Source organism: Paenibacillus vandeheii, from assembly GCF_030433635.1.
Classification (GTDB): Bacteria; Bacillota; Bacilli; order Paenibacillales; family Paenibacillaceae; genus Paenibacillus; species Paenibacillus vandeheii.
In genome coordinates this window covers 223,724-247,188 of the sequence record NZ_JAROCD010000011.1, presented here as the reverse complement: position 1 = coordinate 247,188, position 23,465 = coordinate 223,724, and the positions used below count along the sequence as shown (strand labels likewise).

Genomic DNA, 23,465 nt, shown 5'->3' with positions numbered 1-23,465 from the left:
ATGTAGTATTATTAAGTTAATATTTCAAGTGATACTTTATTTATAGGGAGAATTGTCGTATGGAAGAGGGCGTTACGAATTCGCTAGAATTCATACCCGATAAAAGGTTTAACAAGCTTAAGCAGCTTCAAAAATTGATGCTATCATATTGTTATCGAAAAATTGAATATGAGCCACATCTAAATGAATTGAATGATCTGGAGCGAAGAAGGGGACAGCGGAAAACTTGCGCACAAGCCCTCATCATCATAAAGATGTACAGTATTACTCTGGCTGAATTAATCGATGATGTTGTCCTATCGATAAAATGGATTGAAAGAGAACGTTTGGTACTTAAGCAGATGGACTACTTAAGTTGTGAATTAGAATGGTTACATAATAAGTTGAATGAGCTCTACCAGGATCGATCTCATACCGGTGAAGCGATATTAAAGTTGGCTTATTTGCTTAGAAACCTACGGATTTCTCTTTCAGAGATTGAGATCAAAAATGTTTTATCGTTAAGTAAAGCTGACTGGGATAAACATGAGTTCATTTGCAGCCAACATAAAGTGAACAAAAGAGATATATTTAACGTCCTTATTCTATCTGTTGTGGGTCCTCCTGGATTAAGAGATCAGGTATTAGATGCTGCTCTTCAGCACGTTTTTTCGGATGAGAAAACGAGGAGGAAAATAGCCTGGAATGCAGAATCACTTTTCGGAAGTTTAATATAGTTTTGGCTGAAACACTGCGAGTGGGTAAGAATTACCTTAGCTTGGATTCTGCCATAAGCTCAATGATGATAAGAAGCGAGAGGATGCAAACATGAAAGAGCCATAATGTCATGTAATAATGACGTTATGGCTTTTTTTGTTCGCTTAAATCCTTCAGAGGATATAAAATTATAGCAACGGAGGTGAGGTTGTGTCATTTTATAAAGAACAAGAGTATGTAGAATACCTTCAATCAAATAAGAAAAAGCAGCTAACCATAAGATCATATTCTGATGAAATTCATAGCTTTATGGCATGGTTCAATAAAAATTATCCAACAACAGAATATATGCAAATTTCTCGGCCTGCTATTGTGAGTTATTTAGAAACAGAAAGAATTGATAAAAGCGAAGGTACTATTGATAAAAAGATCTCGATACTTCATTCATATTTTGATTTTCTATGGAGTCAAGGGTACTTAGCTGGGACGGATCCGGCTAGTAAAATAAAGAGGTTAAAGAAAAACATTTCAGAAACTATTGTCCTTACACCTTTAGAGCAAACTAACTTACGAAACTGGCTTGTGGATGTCCCTATAACCAAAGTATACAAAGCATATCGTGACCGGGCTCTATTGACGCTTTGCTTATCAGGTGGACTGACAGGCCGTGAGCTGCAGTATCTGAAGTTAGAGGACATTGTACAAGATAGAGATCGTCTCATTATTTCAATAATAGGTGAGAAGCGAAGAGATGTGGCCATTTATAACGAAGATGCCCATTTCATTGTTAAATATATAGGAATGAAAAAGAATAAAGTTGATGCCCCCCCATACTTATTTACTAATCACAATAGCGAACCGGTGTCACAAAGGGTAATCCAATTCATTTTCTCTAAGATAAGCAAAGAGATTGGTTTTCAAGTTTACCCGAGAATTCTGAGAAATACATTTGCAATTAATAAGTATAAAGAGGGATTTTCCAGTGATGATGTATCGGCGCTTTTGGGTATTATTAACTGGAAGCCGATTGATGTAAATGAATGATTAATGCTTTAGTGAGCTGATGTGGTAGAGGGGAATATCTCATTTACGATATGATTATTAAATATCATTATTCCATTTTTTAAGTAGACTTAATAATCTGGTCCATGATTTTTTTACTATTCCCTTTCTCTACTTCATGTACAAAATCTAGGAGTAATATAGTGATCAATTCCTCTAACGTCAATTGGAACTCTGGTATAATTTTACTCATATCGTAAAGGAATATCTCTCCACGCTCTACATACTTCCGATGCATTTCAATACGTATTATTTTTGTCTTTACTTTAGCTGGAACTTTCTTTTCGACTAATGCCCAGTGGTTTGGGTTTATTTGTTCAAATGAAGTGACTGTCTTATTTGAGTTTTCCTCTAATTCTTCCTTTTTCTTAAGTACTTTTGTACCTAGTGTGGAAATTTTAGCTGCATGACGAACCTGATTTAAAAACTGATCATATAGAGTACCTACCAAGTCTTCGATAGTGATCATGATTGAATGATCTGTTAGTTCCATGACGTCATCTAAAAAAGATTTAGCTCGTAGGATTTCATAGTGAGGAAGTCTGATATCCAAGTAGCAGCGTGAGTATTTTTCGAACTTGCCAAGTAGATAGGAATGGATGCCGCGCTTTTCATCGGCTAATTCATTTAACCCTTTCGACAATAGATTAATCTGGCTTAAAGATCTCATTACTAGTGTTCCTCCTAACAACTGTTTGTAAATATATCTATTATGCTGAGGTCGGTTTTATGTATATTTTCAAACGAAAGTGGAAATAGATTTAGTAATACAATTTAAGGAGAAGTACATTGATGGATAAAAAATCAGATCTCAAAGAAACGGCACTGAAATTTGTACAAAAGACTCAAAAGACTTCTAAACGGCTGGGAATACGTAAACCTCTGAAATCAATAAAATAATACATGAGAAACTGTATTTACATGAAATACACTCCGAAAAAATCAATATTGGAAACCTTTCAGGTTTAACTAATTGATTTTTTCAGGGTGTGTTTTTTCACCGTTTTAAGCGACGAAGATATCGATATAAAAAGGAATACAGAGTAATGGAGTTCGCAGTGGTTTTCACAAGTCAAATATCGAGGTGAGACTTCATTGGTGACCGGACAACAAAAAAGGCCACTTCAAAATTGAAGTGGCCTTTCTCAGTATTCCGTTATAGTCATAAATTAGTGCTCTGATTCTTCATACTCCTTCCGAGCTTCACCAACTGAAATTACATCAAATTCTCCGTTAATCGCCTTAACAAGCAGCTTGATCTGTTCCGATGAATAGCCAAGCCGTTTGGCCCCAAGAATCGCATAACCCAAGCAGGCTTCATTATCCCACTGTCCATCGCTAATCATTTCCTGAAAATCCCGATTCACCAAAGAGCGAAGGTAATCAGAACGGTTATTGTAGGATTTGACTTCCAAGTGTTCCCACAACTGTTTGGTCATCGTAAGTGAAACCTTTTTGGTGATTCCCAGGGAGGGCCTGCCCATAGTTTTGAGTGGGAGCTTCAGTTTCCCGGTAGCAAGATCAAATCTGCAATCAACACATAAAATAACTTTCTCATTATTGGATAACAAATCAGTGGTATCATTTGTACTGCCACAATTCATGCATTCCATCTGCTGTAATTCTCCCTTTACTTTAAGTTACCTAAAGTATATAGTTTAAGTAACCTAAAGTAAAGCGTGAGGTGATTCCGGTTCGAAAGGAGGTATTGGACCGTTGGTCGACTTCTCTAAATAGAAGATGCCAAAAGTGCGGTATAATAGATTTACGAACCGACAGTAAATAGTTACGTAAGACGCAAAAAATCGTCATCTTCTATAATTGAAAATTGAATGAACTACAAATGACTCAAATTTTTTGATTCATTCTTACAGCACCTAGTTGAGAAAGGACTAGATCATAAGACAATTGCAAACTACAAAGCGAGCTGGAGTGAATTTTCAAAATGGATGTTTCAAGTAGATCCGCATCTTAAAGATCGAGGTACAGTCATTCAAAGATATATTGCAAATTACAAACGGCACATGCAAGAAGCTTGAGGAAGGAATGGAAAGCAAAGATGTCTGTTCGTGCAGTCCAACATATCGTGGAAAGGTATGGGAAGCGAACGAGGATGAAAACTCTGGCTTGTCACAGCATGAGGCATACTTTTGGAAATGAACTTGTTAACAGATAACCCATCCGTACTGCTGGATCAGGTGGCACTGTTAATGGGACACTTCAAAGAAACCGGTGATCCCAATATTCTTCAAAAGACTATAATTTACACAACACCAGGATTCAAGGACTTTACTGTAGCTGTGGAGTCGACCAGCTGGACTTCATGCTCCGGGAGCTGGAAGCGGCTCCGGCCCACGTTAACATTTAAATGAATAGTTCAGAACTACTTAAAGGAGAGTGTAATGATGAATAAAGAAAAAATAAGAGAAAAGTTTTTGGCGGCTCCAGGGAATTCTTTTGCTGTGGCATTTCGTCTAGTTCAAAAAGCAGCTGCTGAAAACGAAAATCCGGAAGACTGTATTCAGCTCATAGGTGAAGTAGCGAAAGAATTCGGGGTTGATATAAGTGACTGCAGCTATTGAATTTCTATGTCTTTCTTCAGGTGGTTTACGCGTAATACCGCATTGAGGATCTGGAGATTGCAGCGATGTCGATCAGGTGGGCATAAAATTTGAAAGAGGTAGTTGAAAAATGGAAAATGGGAAGTTGGGGCGAGGTGGTACATTGACTGTGTCGTTACCGGACAAGTCTAGTCGTTTACCGTTGTAGAGGTGGAAGGTAGAAAATAAGAAACCATTATGATAGATAGGGCTGAATATTATTGACTAAACAATATATCGCAAGTATTAAAAATAACACAAGAGGTTCATGGGTAAGTTCCGTAGCTCCTCATAAAAACACAACTCAATTATGGCTCAAGCCTAAGATTACTCATAGTTATAGTGATACTCTTTTGAAAGAAGAACGTCTTATATTCAGAGATGAACAAAAAGCTGAAAGTGTGCTAAAAACATTAAACTCAATTTATCCCGATACATTCACTCTCGTAATTGAAAAGGAAGATGTTTTTATGAGTGAAGCTGGCTTTCCTACTGTATGTGTAAAACCAGAACAATTTCGAGAATTGCTGACACAACAAATCAATGAATTTATCAGAATTGAAAAGAACGAAACTGGATTAGAGTATCAGCAAAAGTCGTACTTTGTACGTGGTCAGATTAAAATGACAACCTGTCTCATTGACGATGAATGGAAGAAATACAAGGAGACGGGGCGCAGCTACTATGAGTTCCTATTTTATTTAGTAATCAAGTATGAGTTGCTTGGGGTATATCGAATTAACGAGCTTAAAGCGGGTGACTAAGATTGTTGAAGTTTTGCCAGGGCAGGAACCTGTTATAAAGGACGTTCCGTCACTACTAGGTACATATTGGTAAGAACTGTTTGAGAAGCGAGGCGCGATCATGTCAAGCTAGGGAACAATTTATATTTGACTGTAGGGGATTCAACAACTCTCACTGGCAAGCCGGTTACTTTACCCATGCTTTCGATCGGCTCAAGTTACTGTTTGTGGATCAGCCGTCTTTATGACCAGGGTTTGGGAGGAGGGCGGCGAGACATTGACGAGTATAAGTCAGTTACTCACAGACCATTTTTCTCCAGAAGGTCATAGTTCGGTCCGAGAATGTTTTCGATCCCACAACACTTTCATTCGGTTACATGTCCAGATCCCAAGGCTACTATCTCCAGTTGGTTAATGGAAAGGTTTAATGTATCTGCAATCACACAGGTTCACGGTGAAAAGATAAGCTTTATTATGAAGATCGATCAAGAAGTTTGATAAACCGTAAAATTGTGTTGGTGCAAATAATACGTCTGCAGTGGAGTCGATCAGCTGTGTCCCTGGGTTTAAATTATCTAAAATTGGAGTAGATCTATGAATAGTGAAGCTGTTAAAACAATTGATAAAACGACTAGAAAACGTACAAGGTCTATTGCTTTAAGTATTATTGCTATTATGCTTGTTGCCCTGGCCGCCCTTCCGCTATACACGTATCTAAAACCCATAGAATTGAGAACATATGAACTACCCGGAAAACTTTACCCAGCACAAGAACTATTTCGTTATCCATCTGAGGACTCTATTTATATCCCTAGCGTGAATGTGGTAAAAGTAAGCCGATTATCTGATTATCTTTTTCTTAAAGTGCAATACGGGGGGTTACTTCAGGAGTTTGAAGAACCGAAACAACAGGAAGGTCTTCCCTATGAACCACAACTTGATCCACCTGGGAGTTTGAAGTTCCCTGATACAGAACAAATAAGAGAAAGTCTATTATATGTTGCTCTACCGGCGTACATATCAGGAAGCAATGAAGCGAACGTTCCAATTCAGTATGGATATGAGTTTGAAATTGGGGGTGTCCCTTCGGAAGTAGATAATGAATTGTTAGATTTATTAGGTTCAACTATCGTAACCATAGATGACTATCCTCCTACACTTGAAAAAGTGGAGGAAATATTGGCTTCTAAGGAACTTCATAAAATCGAAGGAAGATCTTATGATGGGAAAACTGTTTTTCTAGAAACTGCGCTGTATGGTACTACAGTTAACGTACACTATACAATAAAGGAATTATGGAAATTTAGCGACTTAATGAAATTTGACTTAGCCAATATCGAAGGGAATTCAGGTGGTGCTGCTACGGCCTATGAAGTTATGCTTAAACAAAGAGAAGAACCACCAAAAGACCATGGGAAATTTCTTATTACTGGAGCAATCGATGCAGAGGGGAATATATCAGGTGTCGGGGGAGTAAAAGGTAAAACATATTTGGCCATAAAGAATTCAATTCCGGTAATGTTTGTCCCTAAGGGGATGAATTATGCAGAAGCAATGGAAATGAAAAGTCTGATGAAGAGTGACATTGATATCGTTCCAATTCAGAAGCTCGGTAATATTGAGGCATATTGGTTGTGAAAAGAAAGTTCTAATTGGCGTGATCAGAAATTCAGTTTTACACAGTGGAAGTTCATTTTAATAAATAAAGTTGACTTAAGGGGATTTCAATATGATCAAGGATAGAATTCAAGAAATTGAGAGATTAAAAAAGCTTGTTACTGATGCTGCAACAAGTAGTGGATCGGGGCCAGATGAAGAATATAAACAATTGCGAAACAAGATTATTAAATCACAGGCACTAAAAGACTTACTCCCCACATTCATAAAAGATAGCCGAAGCCTCATGGAGATCTTTAATCATTTCAAAGCTATAATACCAGGATATGCTGAAAGAAGAGAGCATATTAAGAATGCGTTCAGTAATATTTTTGATTATTTAGAGAGCGTTCAGGATAGTCCACTTGACGGAGTTATCGGGGAAAGGCTCTCGGGGGAAAACATCCATGAGTTTGTTCGGCACAACTGGGACAAGGCATTGGCTCGAAGAGAGGAAGATCCTGAAGGAGCTATTACAATTGCTTCTACTTTGATAGAGCAAACTATTAAGTTCATTCTAGACAGTGAAAACATTGATTATAAAAAAACAGATGATCTACCTACACTTTACAAAAAAACACATACTGTACTGAATCTATCACCTGATGGTCACACAGAAGAGACTTTCAAGCAGATATTACGAGGGTGTACATCGATCATTCAGGGGTTAGGAAGTTTGAGAAATAATGATGGTGATGCTCATGCTCCAAGTACTAAACGGGCGCTGCCTGGAAAGCCTGTTAAACCTGGCGTTCGTCATGCTGAGTTATCAGTTAATTTATCTGGAACGATGGCAAATTTTTTAATATCTACTTGGACCCATAGAAAGTTGAAATAAATAAATTACATTTGGAGGTTTGTCCATGAGTCAAGTTGAGTATTCTGAAAGTGATTTATTTTTAAGTACTTTAAAGGAATATCTTGAATCAGAAGGTGAAGAAGATATACTAAAGCATTTAGAGCCTTCTAAACTGTCTATAAATTATTCTGACAGATTTAGTGGTCGACTGTGGAATCAGAGAAGCGCATATGTGGATCTTAAAGTTGCAGTACGTTCTAAAAAAGCTTTAGAGGCAGATGATCTATATCACAGATTAAATAGATATTGTAGTGAGCTATATGAAAACACAGATGAGTATGGGTATGCAGGCTTGAAAATTGGAGTTCTCGTAGGGTTAACGAGTACAAGTAACAACGAAAATAGAGATATCCAATATTACAGCAAAAACCAAGTTTACGAAAATTTGAGGACGAAAGTTCATAATAGTACTTTGGATCCAATTGAGGAAATGTATATACTTGAGGCTTGTGCTTGTGCAATTAGTGGACAACGATTAGCAGCAGTAACAATGTTAGGCTGCGCGGCGGAGCAATTGCTGCTATTGTTGTCGAGATCCTACCTGCAGTATCTGCGAAAGCATGGTTCAGAAGCTGAGTCTAAAAAGTTTGATGAAAACGTTGTACAAGCAAAAAAAGCACACGCTAGATTAGATGGTTTTAAAAGAACTGTTAGCAATCAAGAAAGGTTATTTGAGTCTCTTGGTTTAGAGAATTCTAATCTTCATTTTCAGTATTTAGACTTTTTACGACAAATAAGAAACGAGTCTGGCCATCCAACTGGGATCAGATTATCCGAAGAGACTATGAACTCATTATTTGTTAATTACCAACTACTCATTGATCGCGTTCACCCATTGATCCTTAGTATTCCTATCGCGAATCCTGTTTAAGTTATCTTCAGATGGAGCTGAGAGGTTATGACAGGTTATTAATTAATAAACAGCGTCTATCCGTTGATAGACGCTGTATTTCTATGAAAAGGGAATGTCAAAGAGGTATTCCAATCTTATATCTCAAAAGAGGCGGAATTATGACCATTAATTCACGATGAATTAGAGTTGTATATAGTAAATGTTACGAATGTCTTGGACTGTGTGGATTGGAACATTACAGATGTAAGAAGGTATAACGATGGGGACTTCGCAGGCTTTAATAAATTGATGTTTGACTTCTCCAAAATACCGAATGACACCTTTATGTTTAAAATAAAAGAGACTGCTACGGTGGAAGTGTTTGTGACAGATTTATTCAAAAAAGTCGTAGAGCAACATAAGTTTAAAGGTTTGAATTTCTCGGTCATATACGATTCCGAGTTTAAACAGAAGATGGAAGATGAGGAGCAACTTTTGTATGCTCAAGCCCTTGAAGTGATTGAACGAAATAAGGAAGAAGAACATTCCTATGAAGACGCCTGTGAACTTGTAGATCAGGGAGAAGCCATGGTTAGTGGCCCGTGGAAGATGCAATTGGATCAGAAGGGACAATTCTGGCCTGGTGAGCTGCTTAAAGATTTGTCTTATCAATGGATCATGCCAGATTATATTCCGCCGGTGTTGCTTTTAAAGTCTTGGCAAAAGGTTGAGAGATCAGAAATGTAATTTGAATAGTTTTGGGGGATGAACATGAAGGGCTCGAGACGCAATATTACTGTCTATGGTTGAAACTCAACCCATACAAGGATATTCGTGATTTTTAAAATTATTTGGAAGCATAAGTTTGCCTTGAGTCGAAATTGGAAGAAGTAAGTTTGCAATAAGTTTTTGGAAGCATAAGCTTGCCAAAGGGAAAACTTATGGGTTAAGTCTCAGCGGTCCTCCCTCTTTTTCAGTCCCAAAATCACACTTTCTAACCTTCGATAATGTTAATTTATCGAGGGTTAGTTATCAGGCTTGGTTTTTTGATAAATTCCATGTTATAGTTAACCATAAAATAGCAGTTAACCAGTTAACTATGCATTATATAAGGGTTTATTGGTTAACTAATTTATATTATGGAGGACTATTATGAACAAGACAAAAGGATTCAAAATGGATGAAGAAAAGCTCGAAGAAGTGAATGCGCGCATTTCGGCGACTGGATTGGAATCAACAGAATGGCTAGAATCCTTAATGGCGTTGGAGACGCTTCACAATATAAGAAAGAATGATCCGCGTATTGAAGAAGATTTAAAGGACCTGGAGAAACATATGAATGTGATCTACAGTCTTTTTATCCGAATAAATCAAAAAGCAATAGAGGTAGTTGAGGAAACAAAGGTCGACTTGGATGAAAAGAACGAACGGCATGCCATTGAGCTTAATGAGTTAAATAGAGAGATAACTGAACTGAAAAAAGAGGTAGCAGTCCTAAAACGAGATAATTCTCTTCTTGCTGAACATAAGGATGAGGCACGAATTGAGGCTGAACGTATTAAGAAATCAGCAGATACTTTGGAGCAGCTTAATAGACATATGGCAGAAGAGAATAACCGTCTAAACATTCAATTAAATGAATTGCAGAAGATATCTGATGAGTATCTGGAGTTAAAAGAGACGATAAATACAATGGAGCAAAATTATCAAAGCAATATCACTGAACAAAACGTTGTAATAAACCAATTAAATACGGAACTTACTGAAAAAAGGAATCTGATCGATAAACAAGTTGATGATTTAAGGAGGAGAGAAGAAGAATACGAGAAGAAGCTGAATGAGCAGAGGAAAGAAATTGAATTGGAGTATAAAGAGAAGTTATTAGAAGAACGTATGAAAATTCAAGAAGAGACTGCAGCAAAGATTAGTGAATTGAACCTACAACATTCTAGATCCATGTTAAAATTAGTACAAGAGGTTAACGGTGAAAACAAAAAGAGTAGCGATGGAGATAATCCCTCTATTAAAGAATAAATAGTTCTATAAGTATTTATATAAATTAAGTTAGATAGTAGAAGGGGGAGGAGAATGGAGAATCACCCTATTGATCCTGAGGGATCTCAAACACAAGTATTTTTGTCATTGAAAAAAGAAGAACTCATTAAGCAAAGTAGACAGTTAATTTCACATTCGCAGTCAGTGAATACAAACAAGGCATATCGTAGTGACTTTGCATTGTTTGAAAAATGGTGTCGTGAATATGACTATATTTCTTTGCCAGCAAGTGAAGAATGTTTGGGTAACTACATATCCGATCTTGTTCTTCATGATTATAAAGCCAACACTATTTCAAGGAAATTGAGTGCTATACGTTTTGCACACGAAACAGCGAAGATGGAATTTCCGTTCACTTACTCTATTCAACAGATTCTTGCTGGTACCAGGAGACACTTAGGAACAAAGCAAAAGGGCAAAGATCCAATAACAATCCCGATGTTGCAAGAAATGGTTCATGCTATAGATGGAATAGACAATGAAGTGAAAAAAAAGAGGGACAAGGCGATACTTTTAATAGGCTTCATGGGTGCCTTTCGTAGAAGTGAATTGACCGGAATTGATCTGGAAGATGTTACACTAGTTGAAGACGGTCTTATGATTGAATTGAAAAAGTCAAAGACGGATCAGCTTGGTGAGTCAGAGAACTTAGCAATTCCTTATGGCCAGTTCGATCACACTTGTCCAGTTCGAGCTTATATTGATTGGGTTTCAGCAGCCGGAATTGACAATGGTCCATTGTTTAGGAGCATTAATCGCCACGGAAAGATTTCAAGCAATCGACTATCCGATGGGGCAGTTGCTGAGATTGTGAAAAACTACGCCGGAAAATGTAACTATGACATTTCGAAGTACTCTGGCCATAGTCTTAGAGCTGGCTTTGTAACTACGGCTGCTAAGGCAGGTAAAAGCGAGTGGGCAATTGCAAAGCAGAGCAGGCACAAATCAATGACAACTTTAAGAAGATACATTCGGTTGGGGAATGCCTTTGAACAAAATGCAGCAGATGATTTAGGACTGTGAATGAGCTGAACTTAACCATGATTATCATTCAATATCAATTTTGACTTCTTGTATATGGCTTGGTTACAGTGCCTAGATCAGCATTAATGGCCGATGCTACCTACTCGTGTAGATACCGCTAAGTGTATACTAATAGGCTTGCTGTTATTGAACTAACAGATTGGCTGCAGCTGACATATGAAAGCCAGAGCATATAAACATGTAACAAACCAAGGAGGATATTGCGTTGTCTTCATTAAAAAGTGATCCGGTCATTCAGGATGGAAACGAAGTTCTTTTGCAGTTAATGGAGTCATCGCTTTCAGACAAAGTCAAGATCAATCATATTTGCTTAAATCCAATTACAGGTGAACAATTAACTTTTCAGGACTTAGTAAGGATAGAAAGTTTTTTCAACTTTGTTTTTCTTATACATCAAGATGATGTTAAAGATACTCCCATTATTCATCCAGAGTTTATAAGATACCCAAAGACAATGGGGATATATACTGTTCCAAAGAGGCTAGAGCCAACTTTTAATGGCAGAAAGTGGTCCCGTTATGTCGAGCTTGAAGGTATGGAATATAGGGCTGCAGAAAATAATGTAAGGGCCAAACACGCATTTAAAGAATATACGAACGTTAATCTGACAGATGCAAAGAGAAGAAATAGATTATATGGTTATACCGTCGCACATATCTTTGGTGGCGCAGATAACCCTTTGTTATTTTCAGCTGGCTTTAATTTAGCCCTCATTAATGACGGCTTTGCAAAATATACTGATGAACAGCACTTAGATCCATTAATATACTGGGCATTGACTTCCGCCGCTTTTCTTCTTCATAAAACTACAATACATTCACACATCAATCTAAAGTCATTACCGTTTGTTGGTCCGCTAATACCTAAAATTCAAGATGGAAAGTACCAAAAACAGAAACATCGTATTCAATTTCAAGTTGTTCAGCCATTGAATTTTTGGTTTCCAGTGAATGTGGTTAAAAGGAACGATCAATCTTATACCGTGTTGCTGGTAACCCCTGAATAAAACCTCCAAACAAGTGAAGTAACATAAGGCGGGAGTTGGGGGGCTGAGTTCGTAAGGTTCAAATATAGAAAACAGCGACTTCTCTTGATATTGGAAGTACTGTATAGGGAGCGTTTTCGGCGGTACTTTTACTTTTGTAAACGTGTTATATTATGGAGGTTATTATGCAGATAATCATATAAATGTGAGGGGGAACACATATGTTGAGCGAGGGTGATTTTTCTAATTTAAGAATAGAAAATATCTTAGGGAAGATGATTTACGTTTTTGATAAGCATCACTTTGCATTACCAGTATGGGCTTTAACTGCAGATAAAAACAAACGGCCTTATAATCTTATTAGTTTTGATTATCATACTGATACTGTCGCTCCTTTTAATAAATATGCTTTTAGAAAAGTATATGAGGACAAGATGAAGAGTTCGACAAAAGATGAGTTTCAACTTGCAAATGAGATTATTTCGGAACGAATATTGAAGGTGGATACAGACGACCTGTCTTCCTTATTAAACGCTGTCAAAGATTTAGAGTATGATGAACATATTACGACAGCTCATGAGCTAGCTATTATTAACGAATATCATGTAATAAACAAAAGTGACTCAATAGCAATGTTTAAAGGAGAGCACTTATACACAAACGATTCCTTAAGCTATGAGATTGGTGAGATAGAATCTAATTCCTGTGTAGATGACAATTACATAGAGCAAACAGGTTTTAAAATACCGGAAAAACCTTATATATTAGATTTTGATTTAGACTATTTTCCGAAACGCTCATCATTTTCACCCGAGAGGTCCTCATTTCTAAGGCAAATTATTGAGAATGCAGAAATAATTACAATAGCTCGTGAAAGAGAATGCTTTGATGATTTAAAACTTGAAGAGTTCGAGGTGGATGAAGCAGAAAAGTTACTGTTAAATTTTATTGCTGCAGTCCTAGAAGAACCGAAATAGGGTAATGGTTAGGGTCTAACTTTGTTGCAGAGGTTGGACGGATAACTTAGAGATAGCTGAGATGGTGTAGTAGTAACTAGTAAAGCGAGGGAATTATGAGAATAAAGAAGCGAGTTCCATATTAGGAACTCGCTTTTTCCATCTTATTTTTCATCCATTTGGCGTTGAGCCGAATCTGAGAAGATGACTTTTACCGCTGCAATGATCTTATCCTTGTCTCCCTTGGAGAGAGGCTTACCATACAATTGTAAGCCGGCATCATTAATTAAGGATGTGAGCTCCTTTAATTCAGGAGTGTCCGGATGGAAACCTTTTTTATCTGCAGCATAACCAGCTAGGTAATCAGGAGTCACATGTAAAGCAGCCGCAAGAGAGTAGATATCTTCAATCGATGCAGATACACTTCCCTGCATAATTTCTGTGATTTGTTCCATGGGGATTTCGGTTTTTTTAGCAAGAGAGACGAGATCCACAGACTCCTCTTCTATCAGTTGTTTTAGTCGTTGAAGGAAGATTTCTTTTCGTTCAATTTCCGTAATGTCTGGAGTGTCGGTTTTTACAATGCCTGCCTTTTGAAGCAAAGTCTCATAAGGGATATTATATCCTCTTGCAAATTTAGCTAATTTGTCTGTTTGAACAATGATTTCTTTTCCCGAACGCGGGTCAACGCCACTTTCAACATTCTTAATGTAAGAGTGACTTATTCCTGTTACTTCCATAGCTTGTCTATATGAATATTTCTTTTCTTCTCTGACCTGTTTTAAGTATTGTCCTAAAATGGCAGATGGTGAACTAGTAGCCGAATTAGGTTCAATAGATACATCTTTATTTGTAGTGGTCATAAAAAGTGCCGCCTTTCGAGTGTCTTAAAATAGTAGAAAAATTATATTTACATCAAGCAGCCAAACAACTCTGATCGATGATCGCCATCATATTTACTAATTACTGCATTCAAATGTAAATCTTCGTTTACATTAGTGATATTTTGTGTAATTCTTGGTTGACACCTATACTAATCATTAAGTAATATATTCAATGGAAGAGGTTCTTATTCCTCCATCTGCAAATGGAGGCCTTATTTCAAAAGGATATTTAACTACATATAGATTATTACAACTGGCAACTGGAAAGGAGAACGTTCTTTTGACTGTAAGTCACTCCGCTAAACTTAAAATTAGAAACAATGTCCGTTCATTTCGAAAAAAGAACGGTGAGACTCAAAAGGACCTCGCTGATGCAGTAGGCGTTACCAGACAAACGATCAGCAAAATTGAGAAACAGAATCATGTGCCGGATTTTACATTAGCCATTCATCTAGCTTTCCACTTTAAAGTAATGGTGGATGATCTATTTGAGGCTGATATGAAATAAAGTGTATTCAATGGATTACGAAAATGTACACCGTTGATTACATTTTAGCACAAAAAAATGACTAAGAATAGCACGATGCAAAAAAAAGTTGGTCAGAAAATTAAGCATAGTAAAAAAAAGAGGTGGGTTGAGAATGCATTCGTCTATTGAGCTTTTAGCCAGTTACCAGGGACATCGAAGTAAAGTCCTTAAAAACAAGCGGGTTAAGCAAAATATTACCTTCGATGATTTTCTAAGTCCGGAAGAAACCTATGAACTTTTGAGTCATCGAGGTATGAGCCGAATCATCTCTTATTGTAATTATGCGATTAACTCTATTGGGTTCCCTGTAGGAGAAAAGATCGATGATGAGCAACTTAGCCAACTTCCAACATTGGAACAGTGTATTGTAAAACTAGTAATTGAGGATCGTAAAGGTTACCAGGAGATTGAAGAGTTATATCCAAGCTTGCAACCGGCTGAAATCGAGCGATTATTCAAAACTGCTCTGCGAAAGCTTACGAAGCATATTCGAGATAGTAATCCGAGTAAGAATTAAACCTTGGGGAGGAAAAGACTATGTGGTATGCATTACAAGTTAAAACAGGCTTTGAGTTAGAGATCGCTCATCGGTTAAATCAGTACGCGGTGGTAAAAAAGGTGAATGGATTGATTCATGGGATATTTGCTGGAGTTAAAAAAGTTGTAAATTTAACAACTAAAGGTCGTAAGCTAAATGTGGATTCCGTCCTTTCAGGATACATTTTTGTAAAGCTTGAGGATCTGTCGGCAGAGTTGTGGCACTTTTTTAAGGAAGTTCCGGGTGTTTATAAAGTGTTGGATTGGTCCCCAATCTCATCTGAAGAGATTGAACACTTACATAACCAATGTAAGGGTGAAGTCGAAGTTGAAGTTCCTTTTAAGGCTGAAGAACCTACTGTAAGTCATCAATCACTAGATTCATTACACAATCCAAACACTGTTGAATCTTGTCAACAATCTATTGAAGAAGAAACAAATGTAACAGAAGATTATCAAACAATTTATAATTCTGATATTGATGCGGATAACAACGTAGAAAAGTTAAGTTTGTTTAGCCTAGCCTTTGATATCGTGCGTAAAGGCAAACGCACATTGATGAGAATTCCTATCTCTCTATACCGGGAAGTAAGGGAATGGGACACTGGGCTGACAGAGTTGCGGAATGAAAAAAGCCCGCGATATGTGTGGAATTCGCTTGTGAATTATATGAAGTCAATGAAAAGGACTAGCAACAAAGTGTTAAACGAATAAATGCAGATAAGGCCTGTTTTTTTGTGCTCAGTATCTTCCTGTTCTGTATATGTCACGGAAGATAATTTCGTTAATTCTTTCTTATGAGTGCATTTTAATGCAGCCTATTTCTATCTTTAATCAAATAATCAAAAGTTTATAGTAGTGAAGCACAGCTAAGCATTAGGAGGTAATTGTGTGCCAAGAAAAAAAAGTTTTCTGAAATTGTATTTACCTATGGTGGTATTAGGGATTGTAATTGTTTTTTGTGCCGGCATGTTATTCAGACCAGATGAGGATCTGATTCAAAACATTGCACCTGATGAGGCTCATGAGCAATCTAAGGGACGAATTAGTGTGGTTAAAGCGGATGTCTATGATAAGCAGCAAGACAGTGACTATCTTGTTTATTTTTACTCGGATGAATGTCATGTATGTAACTCATATAAACCAACATTGGAAAAGTACAGGTCTAGTGAAGATGCACTAAACGTATATGGTGTGGATGTTCTTGATCCAGATGCCAAAACTATACTCAAGAATCTGAATATCAATGAGACACCTACATTAATTCGGATCACTCGAGGCATTGAATCGTGGAGAGCACTAGGCGATCTACCTATTAGCTTATTACCAATACATCCTGAAAAAATATAGAGTGGAGGTACCTTTTTGTACGCTAAGACTCATATGCTTATGGGGGGAGTAGTAGGTTATTTAATTTCCCCCACATGGCTCGGTGTATTGGGCGGTATAGGATCCGCTCTAATATCTGATATCGACGAACCTAAGAGCTTCATAGGTAGACGTGTATTTCTTATTTCAATCCCTTTAAACTGGACGATGAAGCACAGGACTGTTACACATTCTTTATTCTTTTCGATTCTATTTTCTTGTCTATTTGTTATAAGTGCATTGATAATATCGATTTTCACTGATGCCACGCCAATTTTCACTCTAAGTTATGTTGTATTTGGGGGTATCCTTTCACATATTCTTGGTGATATGGTCACTGGGAGAGTGAGTTTGTTATGGCCACTATACAGAAAGAAGATAGGAATCAAGGTACCGTTTTGGCTCTATCGGGTAATCGATATGTTGTTTCGTTTAGCACTAGTGTATTTGATCATTAACAACCTTATTTTTGGTGACGTCATTAACAACCTATTGAAGAATAAATTATTTTAACTTTAGGAATGGCTTTCGGATGATATACGTTTCTTTTCATAGCCAGCAATCAATACAAACCTCCTTCTGAGTTCCATTGAAGGAGGTTTTTTTGTATATGACGAGGGGAGGCGAACGAATATATAAAGATTCTCATCAGATAAATATAAATATTATGGTTTTACAGCTTTAGAAAAATGGAGGAATGGAAATGAAAGCATTGAAATCGAAGAAATTTTGGATCATGTTGGGCCTTGTGGCGGTATTATGCTTAACTTTCGCTACAGTTACATCCGCAACAAAGTTAGATCCGACCAATGTTGATAGCTTTAAAACATGGACAAAAGATTCTGCCGATCGTGGAGCAGGCGCGGTAAGAGAGGTCTTTGGCTGGATTGCTGCTATTTTCTTAATGTGGGGTGCATTTATGTTCCTTACAGCCGGTGGGGATTCTAATAAAATTCAGGGTGCTAAGGATAAATTCAAGTATACTCTCATTGCACTTGCCGTTGTTATCATGGCTGATAAAATTGTGGGTCTCTTCTACGGTATCTTTGGCGGCAACTTAACCTAACATGCAATAAAGGAGTGACTCGTAATGTACGGCAGGCAGCATCTATTGACTTATAAGAGTAACGAAAAAACCAAAGTAATATACGGACTGTCATTTTTTCAAGTGGGTTGGTGGATATTGGGTGGTTATTTATCATTACAAGTGATTAACTACATTCCTAAAATACCTGGGATTGGTACAGTGGGTTATATTCCGCATTTAATACCATTCGTCATTTGCTTGGCTTTTGCTCATATAAAGCATCCTTCCACTGGGCAAGATCTTCATCGTTTTCTGATGGGGTATGTCTCGTGTCGTTACCGCAAAAGAACATTTCTATAGAATAAAAAAAACTATTTTTGTGAGGTGAATAACTATGGATATCGTTTTGGGCTTGGTATTAGTAGGGGCCGCATTGTTTATACATTTCCAAGGAAGAAAAACGAAAAAAGCACAGAAAAATGCTACAAAAAAAGCAAAATAATTTCTATAAAGATGCCCTAATATATTAGGGCATTTTTCTTTTATATGGTGTGAGTTACTTTTCTGTGAGGTGAAAAAAGATACATGGATATTATTTTAGTTGTAGCTATTGTTGGTGTGCTCATTTTTTTACAATTCGGTGGAAAGACAAAGAAAAAGGAGAAGAAGGAATCAGCTAAAGACTGGTTTCAAGTTCAAGAAATAACGACTGATGGCTTAATCACTACCCCGGACGACCGGTATATGTACATGCTTGAAGTTCAACCAATATCGTTTGCTTTAAAGTCTCCGAAAGAGCAAGAAGCAATCTGGTTAGCATTCCGCGAAACGATTAATACCATCCCACATCCACTTCGTTTCAAGTCTGAAAGTCATCCTTATGACTTGGAAAGTTATTTCCAGGATTTGAAATCACAAGCTTATGAAACAAATGATCCAATGGATTTGGAATATGTGGATGAAATGCAAGAAACCTTCTTTGGAATTGTCGAAGCAAATAAAATTCAAGACCGCAAATATTTTGTTTTTCTCGAAACAGATTCAAGATACTTGCTAGACCTGACTACTGAAACATCCAATCCTATCATTAACGATCTTCTTAGAAAAAATGCTTCCAGGAAAGGCATAGAGCACGATATAGATACGGTAAAACAGGAGCTTACTAACAGTATGAGGATTATGCAATCTAAATTTTCTGATGTTGGCATCGTGACTACGGAAATGGATCGGCAAAAAGTGTTGCAATACTTATATCGTACACAAAATCGGGAGATCGCCGGCTTGGTTAGTTTAGAAGAATTTATTGGTATGGTAAATGAAGACGGGCAGGTTCCTCATTCCTTTGGCAAATCTATATATACACAGGAGGATGCTCATGCTTAAAATCCCAAAATTGTTTAATCGGAAAAAAGAAATTGACGAAACAGAGAGTTCAGAGGAAGAATTCAAGCTTCAAGGTTTAACCGAACAAGAAGCCGATATTATTGCCCCACCCTCAATTATTGAACGTATGCCAGGTGAAAACAATGCAACCGACTACTGGGTTGAGTTCGGCGATAATACGGGAGGGGCATCATACCTCCGCACATGGTTTCTGAAATTTACAGGGCGAACCACTTTCGTCGGAATGTTCGACCCGATCATGTTAAGTGAAGGTGATGGGGCAGTAGACATAACCGTGTCCATTGAGCCTGCAGAAATAAGTCATGAAATCAATGTAATATCCAATCGGATAGCGGTTTTACGGGCAGAGTTAACGCAAGAGCATAACCCTGGAAAAGTCGGCGCAATGATGCAAGAACTATCTGATTTAGAAGAGCAATTAGGTCGACTCAGGGTCAATGCTGAAAAGTTGTTTAACACATCTGTAGCACTCAATGTTTCTTCAAACACTCCTGACAAGCTAAGGCGTCTTAGTCGAACGATTATTAAACGTCTTAGTGGTATGGGGATACGCTTCAATGCTGCTGATACTAGACAGCTTGAAGCATGGAGACATACTGTGGGCATCGGGCCAAAAGTCATCGCAAAGCCTCATATTAAAGAAATGGAGAGTAGTAACGTAGCCGATTTTTTCTTGTTCGGGTATGGAGGACTATCTCACCGTAAGGGTGTGCTTTTGGGTTTTGACCATTTTCGCAGACCTGTTTTTTATGATGGATGGGATCGACGACTTAATAACAGCAATATGGTTGTGTTCGGACGAGCTGGTTCAGGAAAATCATTTGCTATTAAAGTCTTAACGAGAAGGTCCGCAGCCCTTGGTATCAGCACAGGAATTATTGATCCTGAGAGGGAATATAAAAATCTTGTTTTGGCGATGAACGGACCTTATGCGGAATTGTCTCCTAAACATGCTGATTACCAACGATTAAATTATTATGATGTTCGAGAAGAGGAAGACGAGCGGGGACGAGTTTTCGTCGATATTGAGGAAGCATATCAAGGTGTTCAAGCAGTAATATTCAAAATGATCCGTACCGTTGATGAGAGTGCTCTTACAGGGGCAGTCAAAGTGGCCGTACATGATACAACGATTAAGCTGTATAAACAATTTAACATCAATAGTAGTCCTGAGAGTTTGTATGAGCTAGTAAACAATGAATATGTTATTAAGGAAATGCCAACTCTCTATGATCACTACCAGCTTATGCTGCAAGATGAGAGACTATCGGGTGTTACTCCACTCATCAAGTTGTTCACACGAGAGGGCGGGGACGACTCCAAAGCTATCTTTGATGGCCAGTCAACGTTTAAGATTGGGGAGGGCCGTGTTTTTGGAATCTCCACAGCCGACTTGGACGAAGAATGGATGAAACCTATTGGTTCATTTATTGCGAATAAGTGGACATGGGAGAGGTTTGGGAAGAAGGATCGTTTCCGCAAAAAAAGAATTATATCCGATGAGGCTCAGCTACAGATGGAAGATCCAGAACAGGCAAAATGGTTGGAGAATGCATACCGGCGGGGAAGAAAATTGAATGTTTCCATGTGTGCGGTAACCCAAGGATTTGAAGTCTTTCTAAGGGTTCCAGAGGGAATGGGAATTCTAAAAAATGCTCCGACAAAATTATTACTTCGCCAAGAGAGTATTGACATCGATGCAGTACAAGGGAAATTCAACTTGGCAGAAGGTGAAGCTCGCTTCTTACTTACTGCAAGTGCTGGCGTAGGTATATTGAGAGTTAATGAAGAATCAACGATTGTCTCCATCCAACCAACGGCAAATGAATACTGGTTGTATACCACCAATCCTAATGATTATGAACAAGGTATTGGAGCGTGATGTGAGAGATGGCAAATATAAAATTCAAGGGTCTCATCCTGAGACTTTGTTTGGCATTGCTCATTTTGGGCTTTATACTTCCAACGGTTAGTGGTATAGCATCAGCTGAAACTCAAACAGAAACATCGAATGAGGCTGCAAACAGCCCCACCGACCAAATAAGGAACGGTGTATTTGGCGATCGCTTGGATGATGATGGAGATCCTGGGTACTTGGAGAGGCAGTTAGCTTCTTTGGTAGTTAACTTTGCTGATTTTATCCGGAAGACACTTGGACTCAAGGATTTTAACGAGCTTATTTTTCTCCAAGGAACTGAAAACCTTGTTTTTAACACTTTCGAATCGTCTATTTTTAGTGTCATTGTTGATTTTTTCAATTCATTTTTAACAGTAAGTGCTTGGTTAGCAGTCTTCAGTCTATTTGTTTGGGCTTTTATGATTATGTTTAAAGGTGGCACTCAACAAGGTCAAATCAGTATCACTAACATGGCACAAGGACTTGTGATTTATTTTGTTGGATTGAACATGGCTGGATACATGTATAAGCTTCTTTTTGATATAAACTACATGGTCGTTCTTTGGGCTATAGATGGAATGAAAATGGCAACGGGCTGGGATGTTATGCAGGTCAACATCCTTGAAATCCTCACTTCTGAAACTAAAAGCCTCGGCCAAGCGGCCCTGGTGATTCTGATAGTTTTCTGTGTAGGTATGCTTAACTATCAATATGCTTTGCGATTGGTAACCTTAATCTTCTTAATGGTTATTTTTCCTTGGGTTTTATTCCGTTGTACGACACCAGGGGCTCAAAAAGTGCTTGATGACTGGTTTAGGGAATTTGCAGCACAGATATTTACTCAGGCGGGTCATGCAATTGGTTATGCCATCTTTATCTCCTTACTCGCCAAAACTCCTAACTTCTTTATTCTACTTGTATTCTTAGTGGGTATGCCTACGATTACAAGTTTGATCCGACTCCCTATCGGGGCGCATGGTGGGGGTACCGTAAGTGGTGGTTTTGGTATGGGAACAGTCATGGCCGTTCAAGGTATCGTCAGAGGCTTAAAAGGGAATGGAGGGGGAAAATCCAATACAACAAGCTCTGATACCAAGGGGATTCTTCCTTCGGGTTCAGGAGGTGCTTCACCAGCAATGGCAACGGCAGGTTCATATGGTATTAGTCCAGTAAGTGCTCCAAGCTTTGGTTCTATGATGGGCAGTTCAAACTTGGCGCCTGTTGCACCTACAAAAGGGGCCCTTGCTAAGAACGCTCCAGGTGGAGCTGCGAACAAGGTATCTTCCGGAATGAGGGGGGGACCTTCAAGTAGTGGCACCTCAACTACTACACAAGCTTCATCACCAATTAAAAGTTATGTAGATTCTAAAGGTGGAACGATGGGGTTAATGCAATCGGCTGCTATTGCCAGTACTAAAGCTGCAGGTAAAGTGGCGAAACAAACAGCTAGGGTAGCTGGGGCCAGTGCAGGATTTATCGCGGGTAGTGCATTGTCGGGTAACCTATCTGGTGGGTTTGTTGGAGCTGCATTAGGAGCTCAAGCAGTTGGGAAAATCGAACAAGGCGTTGGATCCCTAGCAAAAGGAGCGCGAGAGGCTGGTAGAGCATTTCAATCATACCGATCAGAAAAGCCTATAACTGAAACTCAGTTGGCCTCTGCCCCGTTAGCATTGCCAATGGGTAGTGGTCCTATCATGGCACTTCCCGCTGGTCCAGGTGTACAACCGGGAGGAGGTAACAGTAGACCGGCAGAACTACCGGGTCCAGTTCATACACCCCTGGCTGAACAAGGAGGAGTTATGGTTTCTTCAAAACCAGGCTATCCAGGTCATTCTTCGGTTTCTATCCCTTCTCAGAGTCTCTCAAAGCAGGCAGGGAGTGTTGCAGGTAAACAAGGGCAAACAGTACAGGCTAGACCACCACAAAGGCCGTCTGGTCCAATGAATAATCCTTCGACTATAGTTCCACCGAACATGAGAAGTCCTATTGGCCAACAAGCAACGCAGAATCAAAGAAACCGGAATAATATGAACTATCTAGAACGACAGTTCCATCAGGGTCGTCCTAATCATAATCAATCTGGTTCTAAACCCGAGAGTCCAATTCAAGGAGTATCATTAACTCAAGCACAACCGCCATTATCCGCTCCTGGACATAATGGAGATCCTGGACCAATTCCACCACCAGCTATGGATCAGTCATATGGATTTTCTGACCCAAGAGAAAACAGTAAGCCGAAACAGGTAATTATTGATATACCTCCTTCCATACGGAAAAATGAATAGAGAATTCTTTGAAAATGTCTTTTCTGTCCAACGACAGGAAAGGCAT

General features: G+C 38.4%; 25 protein-coding genes. 22 read left to right on the top strand and 3 right to left on the bottom strand.

Annotated elements, in window-relative coordinates:
- Nucleotides 1-59 precede the first annotated feature (59 nt).
- Entirely contained in the window at nt 60-716 is a 657-nt protein-coding gene (locus tag P5G61_RS22430; protein ID WP_024633653.1) for a hypothetical protein, read from the top strand.
- Between the two features lie 190 nt (nt 717-906).
- Complete coding sequence (locus tag P5G61_RS22425; RefSeq protein ID WP_024633654.1) at nt 907-1,740, top strand: tyrosine-type recombinase/integrase; 834 nt, start codon at nt 907-909, stop codon at nt 1,738-1,740.
- Between the two features lie 79 nt (nt 1,741-1,819).
- Here the strand turns inward: P5G61_RS22425 and P5G61_RS22420 are convergent, their stop codons facing one another.
- Both P5G61_RS22420 and P5G61_RS22415 read right to left on the bottom strand, forming a co-directional pair.
- The gene (locus P5G61_RS22420; RefSeq protein WP_024633655.1) at nt 1,820-2,428 is read right to left on the bottom strand and encodes a hypothetical protein; all 609 of its coding nucleotides are present in this window, start codon (nt 2,426-2,428) and stop codon (nt 1,820-1,822) included.
- Between the two features lie 499 nt (nt 2,429-2,927).
- Complete coding sequence (locus P5G61_RS22415) at nt 2,928-3,371, bottom strand: hypothetical protein (protein ID WP_024633656.1); 444 nt, start codon at nt 3,369-3,371, stop codon at nt 2,928-2,930.
- 537 nt (nt 3,372-3,908) lie between these two features.
- Here P5G61_RS22415 and P5G61_RS22410 point away from each other — a divergent pair.
- The 11 genes from P5G61_RS22410 to P5G61_RS22360 all read left to right on the top strand — a co-directional run bounded on the left by P5G61_RS22410 (nt 3,909) and on the right by P5G61_RS22360 (nt 13,509).
- The gene (locus P5G61_RS22410) at nt 3,909-4,130 is read left to right on the top strand and encodes a hypothetical protein (protein WP_024633657.1); all 222 of its coding nucleotides are present in this window, start codon (nt 3,909-3,911) and stop codon (nt 4,128-4,130) included.
- 33 nt (nt 4,131-4,163) lie between these two features.
- Nucleotides 4,164-4,340: a hypothetical protein gene (locus P5G61_RS22405; RefSeq protein WP_301248467.1), complete on the top strand. Its 177-nt coding sequence runs from the start codon at nt 4,164-4,166 to the stop codon at nt 4,338-4,340.
- Nucleotides 4,341-4,579: 239 nt separating this feature from the next.
- The gene (locus P5G61_RS22400; protein WP_024633658.1) at nt 4,580-5,122 is read left to right on the top strand and encodes a hypothetical protein; all 543 of its coding nucleotides are present in this window, start codon (nt 4,580-4,582) and stop codon (nt 5,120-5,122) included.
- Nucleotides 5,123-5,695: 573 nt separating this feature from the next.
- Entirely contained in the window at nt 5,696-6,739 is a 1,044-nt protein-coding gene (locus P5G61_RS22395) for a S16 family serine protease (RefSeq protein WP_024633659.1), read from the top strand.
- 91 nt (nt 6,740-6,830) lie between these two features.
- Nucleotides 6,831-7,595, top strand: a complete 765-nt coding sequence (locus tag P5G61_RS22390) for an abortive infection family protein (RefSeq protein ID WP_052016829.1) — start codon at nt 6,831-6,833, stop codon at nt 7,593-7,595.
- Between the two features lie 25 nt (nt 7,596-7,620).
- Nucleotides 7,621-8,487: a hypothetical protein gene (locus P5G61_RS22385; RefSeq protein WP_024633661.1), complete on the top strand. Its 867-nt coding sequence runs from the start codon at nt 7,621-7,623 to the stop codon at nt 8,485-8,487.
- Between the two features lie 168 nt (nt 8,488-8,655).
- Nucleotides 8,656-9,195 carry an imm11 family protein gene (locus P5G61_RS22380; RefSeq protein WP_024633662.1) on the top strand — a complete coding sequence of 180 codons (540 nt, stop codon included), beginning with the start codon at nt 8,656-8,658 and terminating at the stop codon, nt 9,193-9,195.
- A 405-nt stretch (nt 9,196-9,600) separates the two neighbouring features.
- A complete protein-coding gene (locus tag P5G61_RS22375; protein WP_024633663.1) occupies nt 9,601-10,482 on the top strand; it encodes a coiled-coil domain-containing protein in 882 nt (293 codons plus the stop codon).
- A gap of 54 nt (nt 10,483-10,536) precedes the next feature.
- Complete coding sequence (locus P5G61_RS22370; protein ID WP_024633664.1) at nt 10,537-11,526, top strand: site-specific integrase; 990 nt, start codon at nt 10,537-10,539, stop codon at nt 11,524-11,526.
- Nucleotides 11,527-11,752: 226 nt separating this feature from the next.
- Nucleotides 11,753-12,553: a hypothetical protein gene (locus P5G61_RS22365; RefSeq protein ID WP_024633665.1), complete on the top strand. Its 801-nt coding sequence runs from the start codon at nt 11,753-11,755 to the stop codon at nt 12,551-12,553.
- A gap of 200 nt (nt 12,554-12,753) precedes the next feature.
- Entirely contained in the window at nt 12,754-13,509 is a 756-nt protein-coding gene (locus tag P5G61_RS22360; protein WP_024633666.1) for a peptide arginase family protein, read from the top strand.
- Between the two features lie 143 nt (nt 13,510-13,652).
- Here P5G61_RS22360 and P5G61_RS22355 read toward each other — a convergent pair whose 3' ends face one another.
- Entirely contained in the window at nt 13,653-14,351 is a 699-nt protein-coding gene (locus P5G61_RS22355) for a helix-turn-helix transcriptional regulator (RefSeq protein WP_024633667.1), read from the bottom strand.
- Between the two features lie 301 nt (nt 14,352-14,652).
- Here P5G61_RS22355 and P5G61_RS22350 point away from each other — a divergent pair, with 301 nt between their 5' ends.
- The 9 genes from P5G61_RS22350 to P5G61_RS22315 all read left to right on the top strand — a co-directional run bounded on the left by P5G61_RS22350 (nt 14,653) and on the right by P5G61_RS22315 (nt 23,419).
- Complete coding sequence (locus P5G61_RS22350) at nt 14,653-14,880, top strand: helix-turn-helix transcriptional regulator (RefSeq protein WP_217506324.1); 228 nt, start codon at nt 14,653-14,655, stop codon at nt 14,878-14,880.
- 133 nt (nt 14,881-15,013) lie between these two features.
- Nucleotides 15,014-15,418 (top strand): hypothetical protein, encoded by a 405-nt coding sequence (locus tag P5G61_RS22345; RefSeq protein ID WP_024633669.1) that lies wholly within the window; start codon nt 15,014-15,016, stop codon nt 15,416-15,418.
- A 20-nt stretch (nt 15,419-15,438) separates the two neighbouring features.
- The gene (nusG, locus tag P5G61_RS22340; protein WP_024633670.1) at nt 15,439-16,152 is read left to right on the top strand and encodes a transcription termination/antitermination protein NusG; all 714 of its coding nucleotides are present in this window, start codon (nt 15,439-15,441) and stop codon (nt 16,150-16,152) included.
- Nucleotides 16,153-16,329: 177 nt separating this feature from the next.
- Nucleotides 16,330-16,788 (top strand): thioredoxin domain-containing protein, encoded by a 459-nt coding sequence (locus P5G61_RS22335; protein ID WP_024633671.1) that lies wholly within the window; start codon nt 16,330-16,332, stop codon nt 16,786-16,788.
- 33 nt (nt 16,789-16,821) lie between these two features.
- A complete protein-coding gene (locus tag P5G61_RS31960; protein WP_363325759.1) occupies nt 16,822-17,319 on the top strand; it encodes a metal-dependent hydrolase in 498 nt (165 codons plus the stop codon).
- Between the two features lie 190 nt (nt 17,320-17,509).
- Complete coding sequence (locus tag P5G61_RS22330; RefSeq protein WP_024633673.1) at nt 17,510-17,872, top strand: hypothetical protein; 363 nt, start codon at nt 17,510-17,512, stop codon at nt 17,870-17,872.
- 546 nt (nt 17,873-18,418) lie between these two features.
- Nucleotides 18,419-19,216 carry a hypothetical protein gene (locus P5G61_RS22325; RefSeq protein WP_024633675.1) on the top strand — a complete coding sequence of 266 codons (798 nt, stop codon included), beginning with the start codon at nt 18,419-18,421 and terminating at the stop codon, nt 19,214-19,216.
- The gene (locus tag P5G61_RS22320) at nt 19,209-21,119 is read left to right on the top strand and encodes a VirB4 family type IV secretion system protein (protein WP_024633676.1); all 1,911 of its coding nucleotides are present in this window, start codon (nt 19,209-19,211) and stop codon (nt 21,117-21,119) included. The genes P5G61_RS22325 and P5G61_RS22320 overlap by 8 nt, the downstream gene beginning before the upstream one ends.
- An 8-nt stretch (nt 21,120-21,127) precedes the next feature.
- Nucleotides 21,128-23,419 (top strand): mediator complex subunit 15 domain-containing protein, encoded by a 2,292-nt coding sequence (locus P5G61_RS22315; protein ID WP_024633677.1) that lies wholly within the window; start codon nt 21,128-21,130, stop codon nt 23,417-23,419.
- The last annotated feature ends 46 nt before the right edge of the window (nt 23,420-23,465 follow it).

What these genes read in the sequence shown, in the direction of transcription:
- P5G61_RS22345 (WP_024633669.1), top strand. Translation starts at nt 15,014, where the DNA reads ATGCATTCGTCTATTGAGCTTTTAGCCAGTTACCAGGGACATCGAAGT.
- P5G61_RS22355 (WP_024633667.1), bottom strand. Translation starts at nt 14,351, where the DNA reads ATGACCACTACAAATAAAGATGTATCTATTGAACCTAATTCGGCTACT.
- P5G61_RS22320 (WP_024633676.1), top strand. Translation starts at nt 19,209, where the DNA reads ATGCTTAAAATCCCAAAATTGTTTAATCGGAAAAAAGAAATTGACGAA.
- P5G61_RS31960 (WP_363325759.1), top strand. Translation starts at nt 16,822, where the DNA reads ATGCTTATGGGGGGAGTAGTAGGTTATTTAATTTCCCCCACATGGCTC.
- P5G61_RS22395 (WP_024633659.1), top strand. Translation starts at nt 5,696, where the DNA reads ATGAATAGTGAAGCTGTTAAAACAATTGATAAAACGACTAGAAAACGT.
- P5G61_RS22370 (WP_024633664.1), top strand. Translation starts at nt 10,537, where the DNA reads ATGGAGAATCACCCTATTGATCCTGAGGGATCTCAAACACAAGTATTT.
- P5G61_RS22325 (WP_024633675.1), top strand. Translation starts at nt 18,419, where the DNA reads ATGGATATTATTTTAGTTGTAGCTATTGTTGGTGTGCTCATTTTTTTA.
- nusG (WP_024633670.1), top strand. Translation starts at nt 15,439, where the DNA reads ATGTGGTATGCATTACAAGTTAAAACAGGCTTTGAGTTAGAGATCGCT.
- P5G61_RS22390 (WP_052016829.1), top strand. Translation starts at nt 6,831, where the DNA reads ATGATCAAGGATAGAATTCAAGAAATTGAGAGATTAAAAAAGCTTGTT.
- P5G61_RS22385 (WP_024633661.1), top strand. Translation starts at nt 7,621, where the DNA reads ATGAGTCAAGTTGAGTATTCTGAAAGTGATTTATTTTTAAGTACTTTA.
- P5G61_RS22430 (WP_024633653.1), top strand. Translation starts at nt 60, where the DNA reads ATGGAAGAGGGCGTTACGAATTCGCTAGAATTCATACCCGATAAAAGG.
- P5G61_RS22420 (WP_024633655.1), bottom strand. Translation starts at nt 2,428, where the DNA reads ATGAGATCTTTAAGCCAGATTAATCTATTGTCGAAAGGGTTAAATGAA.
- P5G61_RS22375 (WP_024633663.1), top strand. Translation starts at nt 9,601, where the DNA reads ATGAACAAGACAAAAGGATTCAAAATGGATGAAGAAAAGCTCGAAGAA.
- P5G61_RS22360 (WP_024633666.1), top strand. Translation starts at nt 12,754, where the DNA reads ATGTTGAGCGAGGGTGATTTTTCTAATTTAAGAATAGAAAATATCTTA.
- P5G61_RS22315 (WP_024633677.1), top strand. Translation starts at nt 21,128, where the DNA reads ATGGCAAATATAAAATTCAAGGGTCTCATCCTGAGACTTTGTTTGGCA.
- P5G61_RS22415 (WP_024633656.1), bottom strand. Translation starts at nt 3,371, where the DNA reads ATGGAATGCATGAATTGTGGCAGTACAAATGATACCACTGATTTGTTA.
- P5G61_RS22330 (WP_024633673.1), top strand. Translation starts at nt 17,510, where the DNA reads ATGAAAGCATTGAAATCGAAGAAATTTTGGATCATGTTGGGCCTTGTG.
- P5G61_RS22405 (WP_301248467.1), top strand. Translation starts at nt 4,164, where the DNA reads ATGAATAAAGAAAAAATAAGAGAAAAGTTTTTGGCGGCTCCAGGGAAT.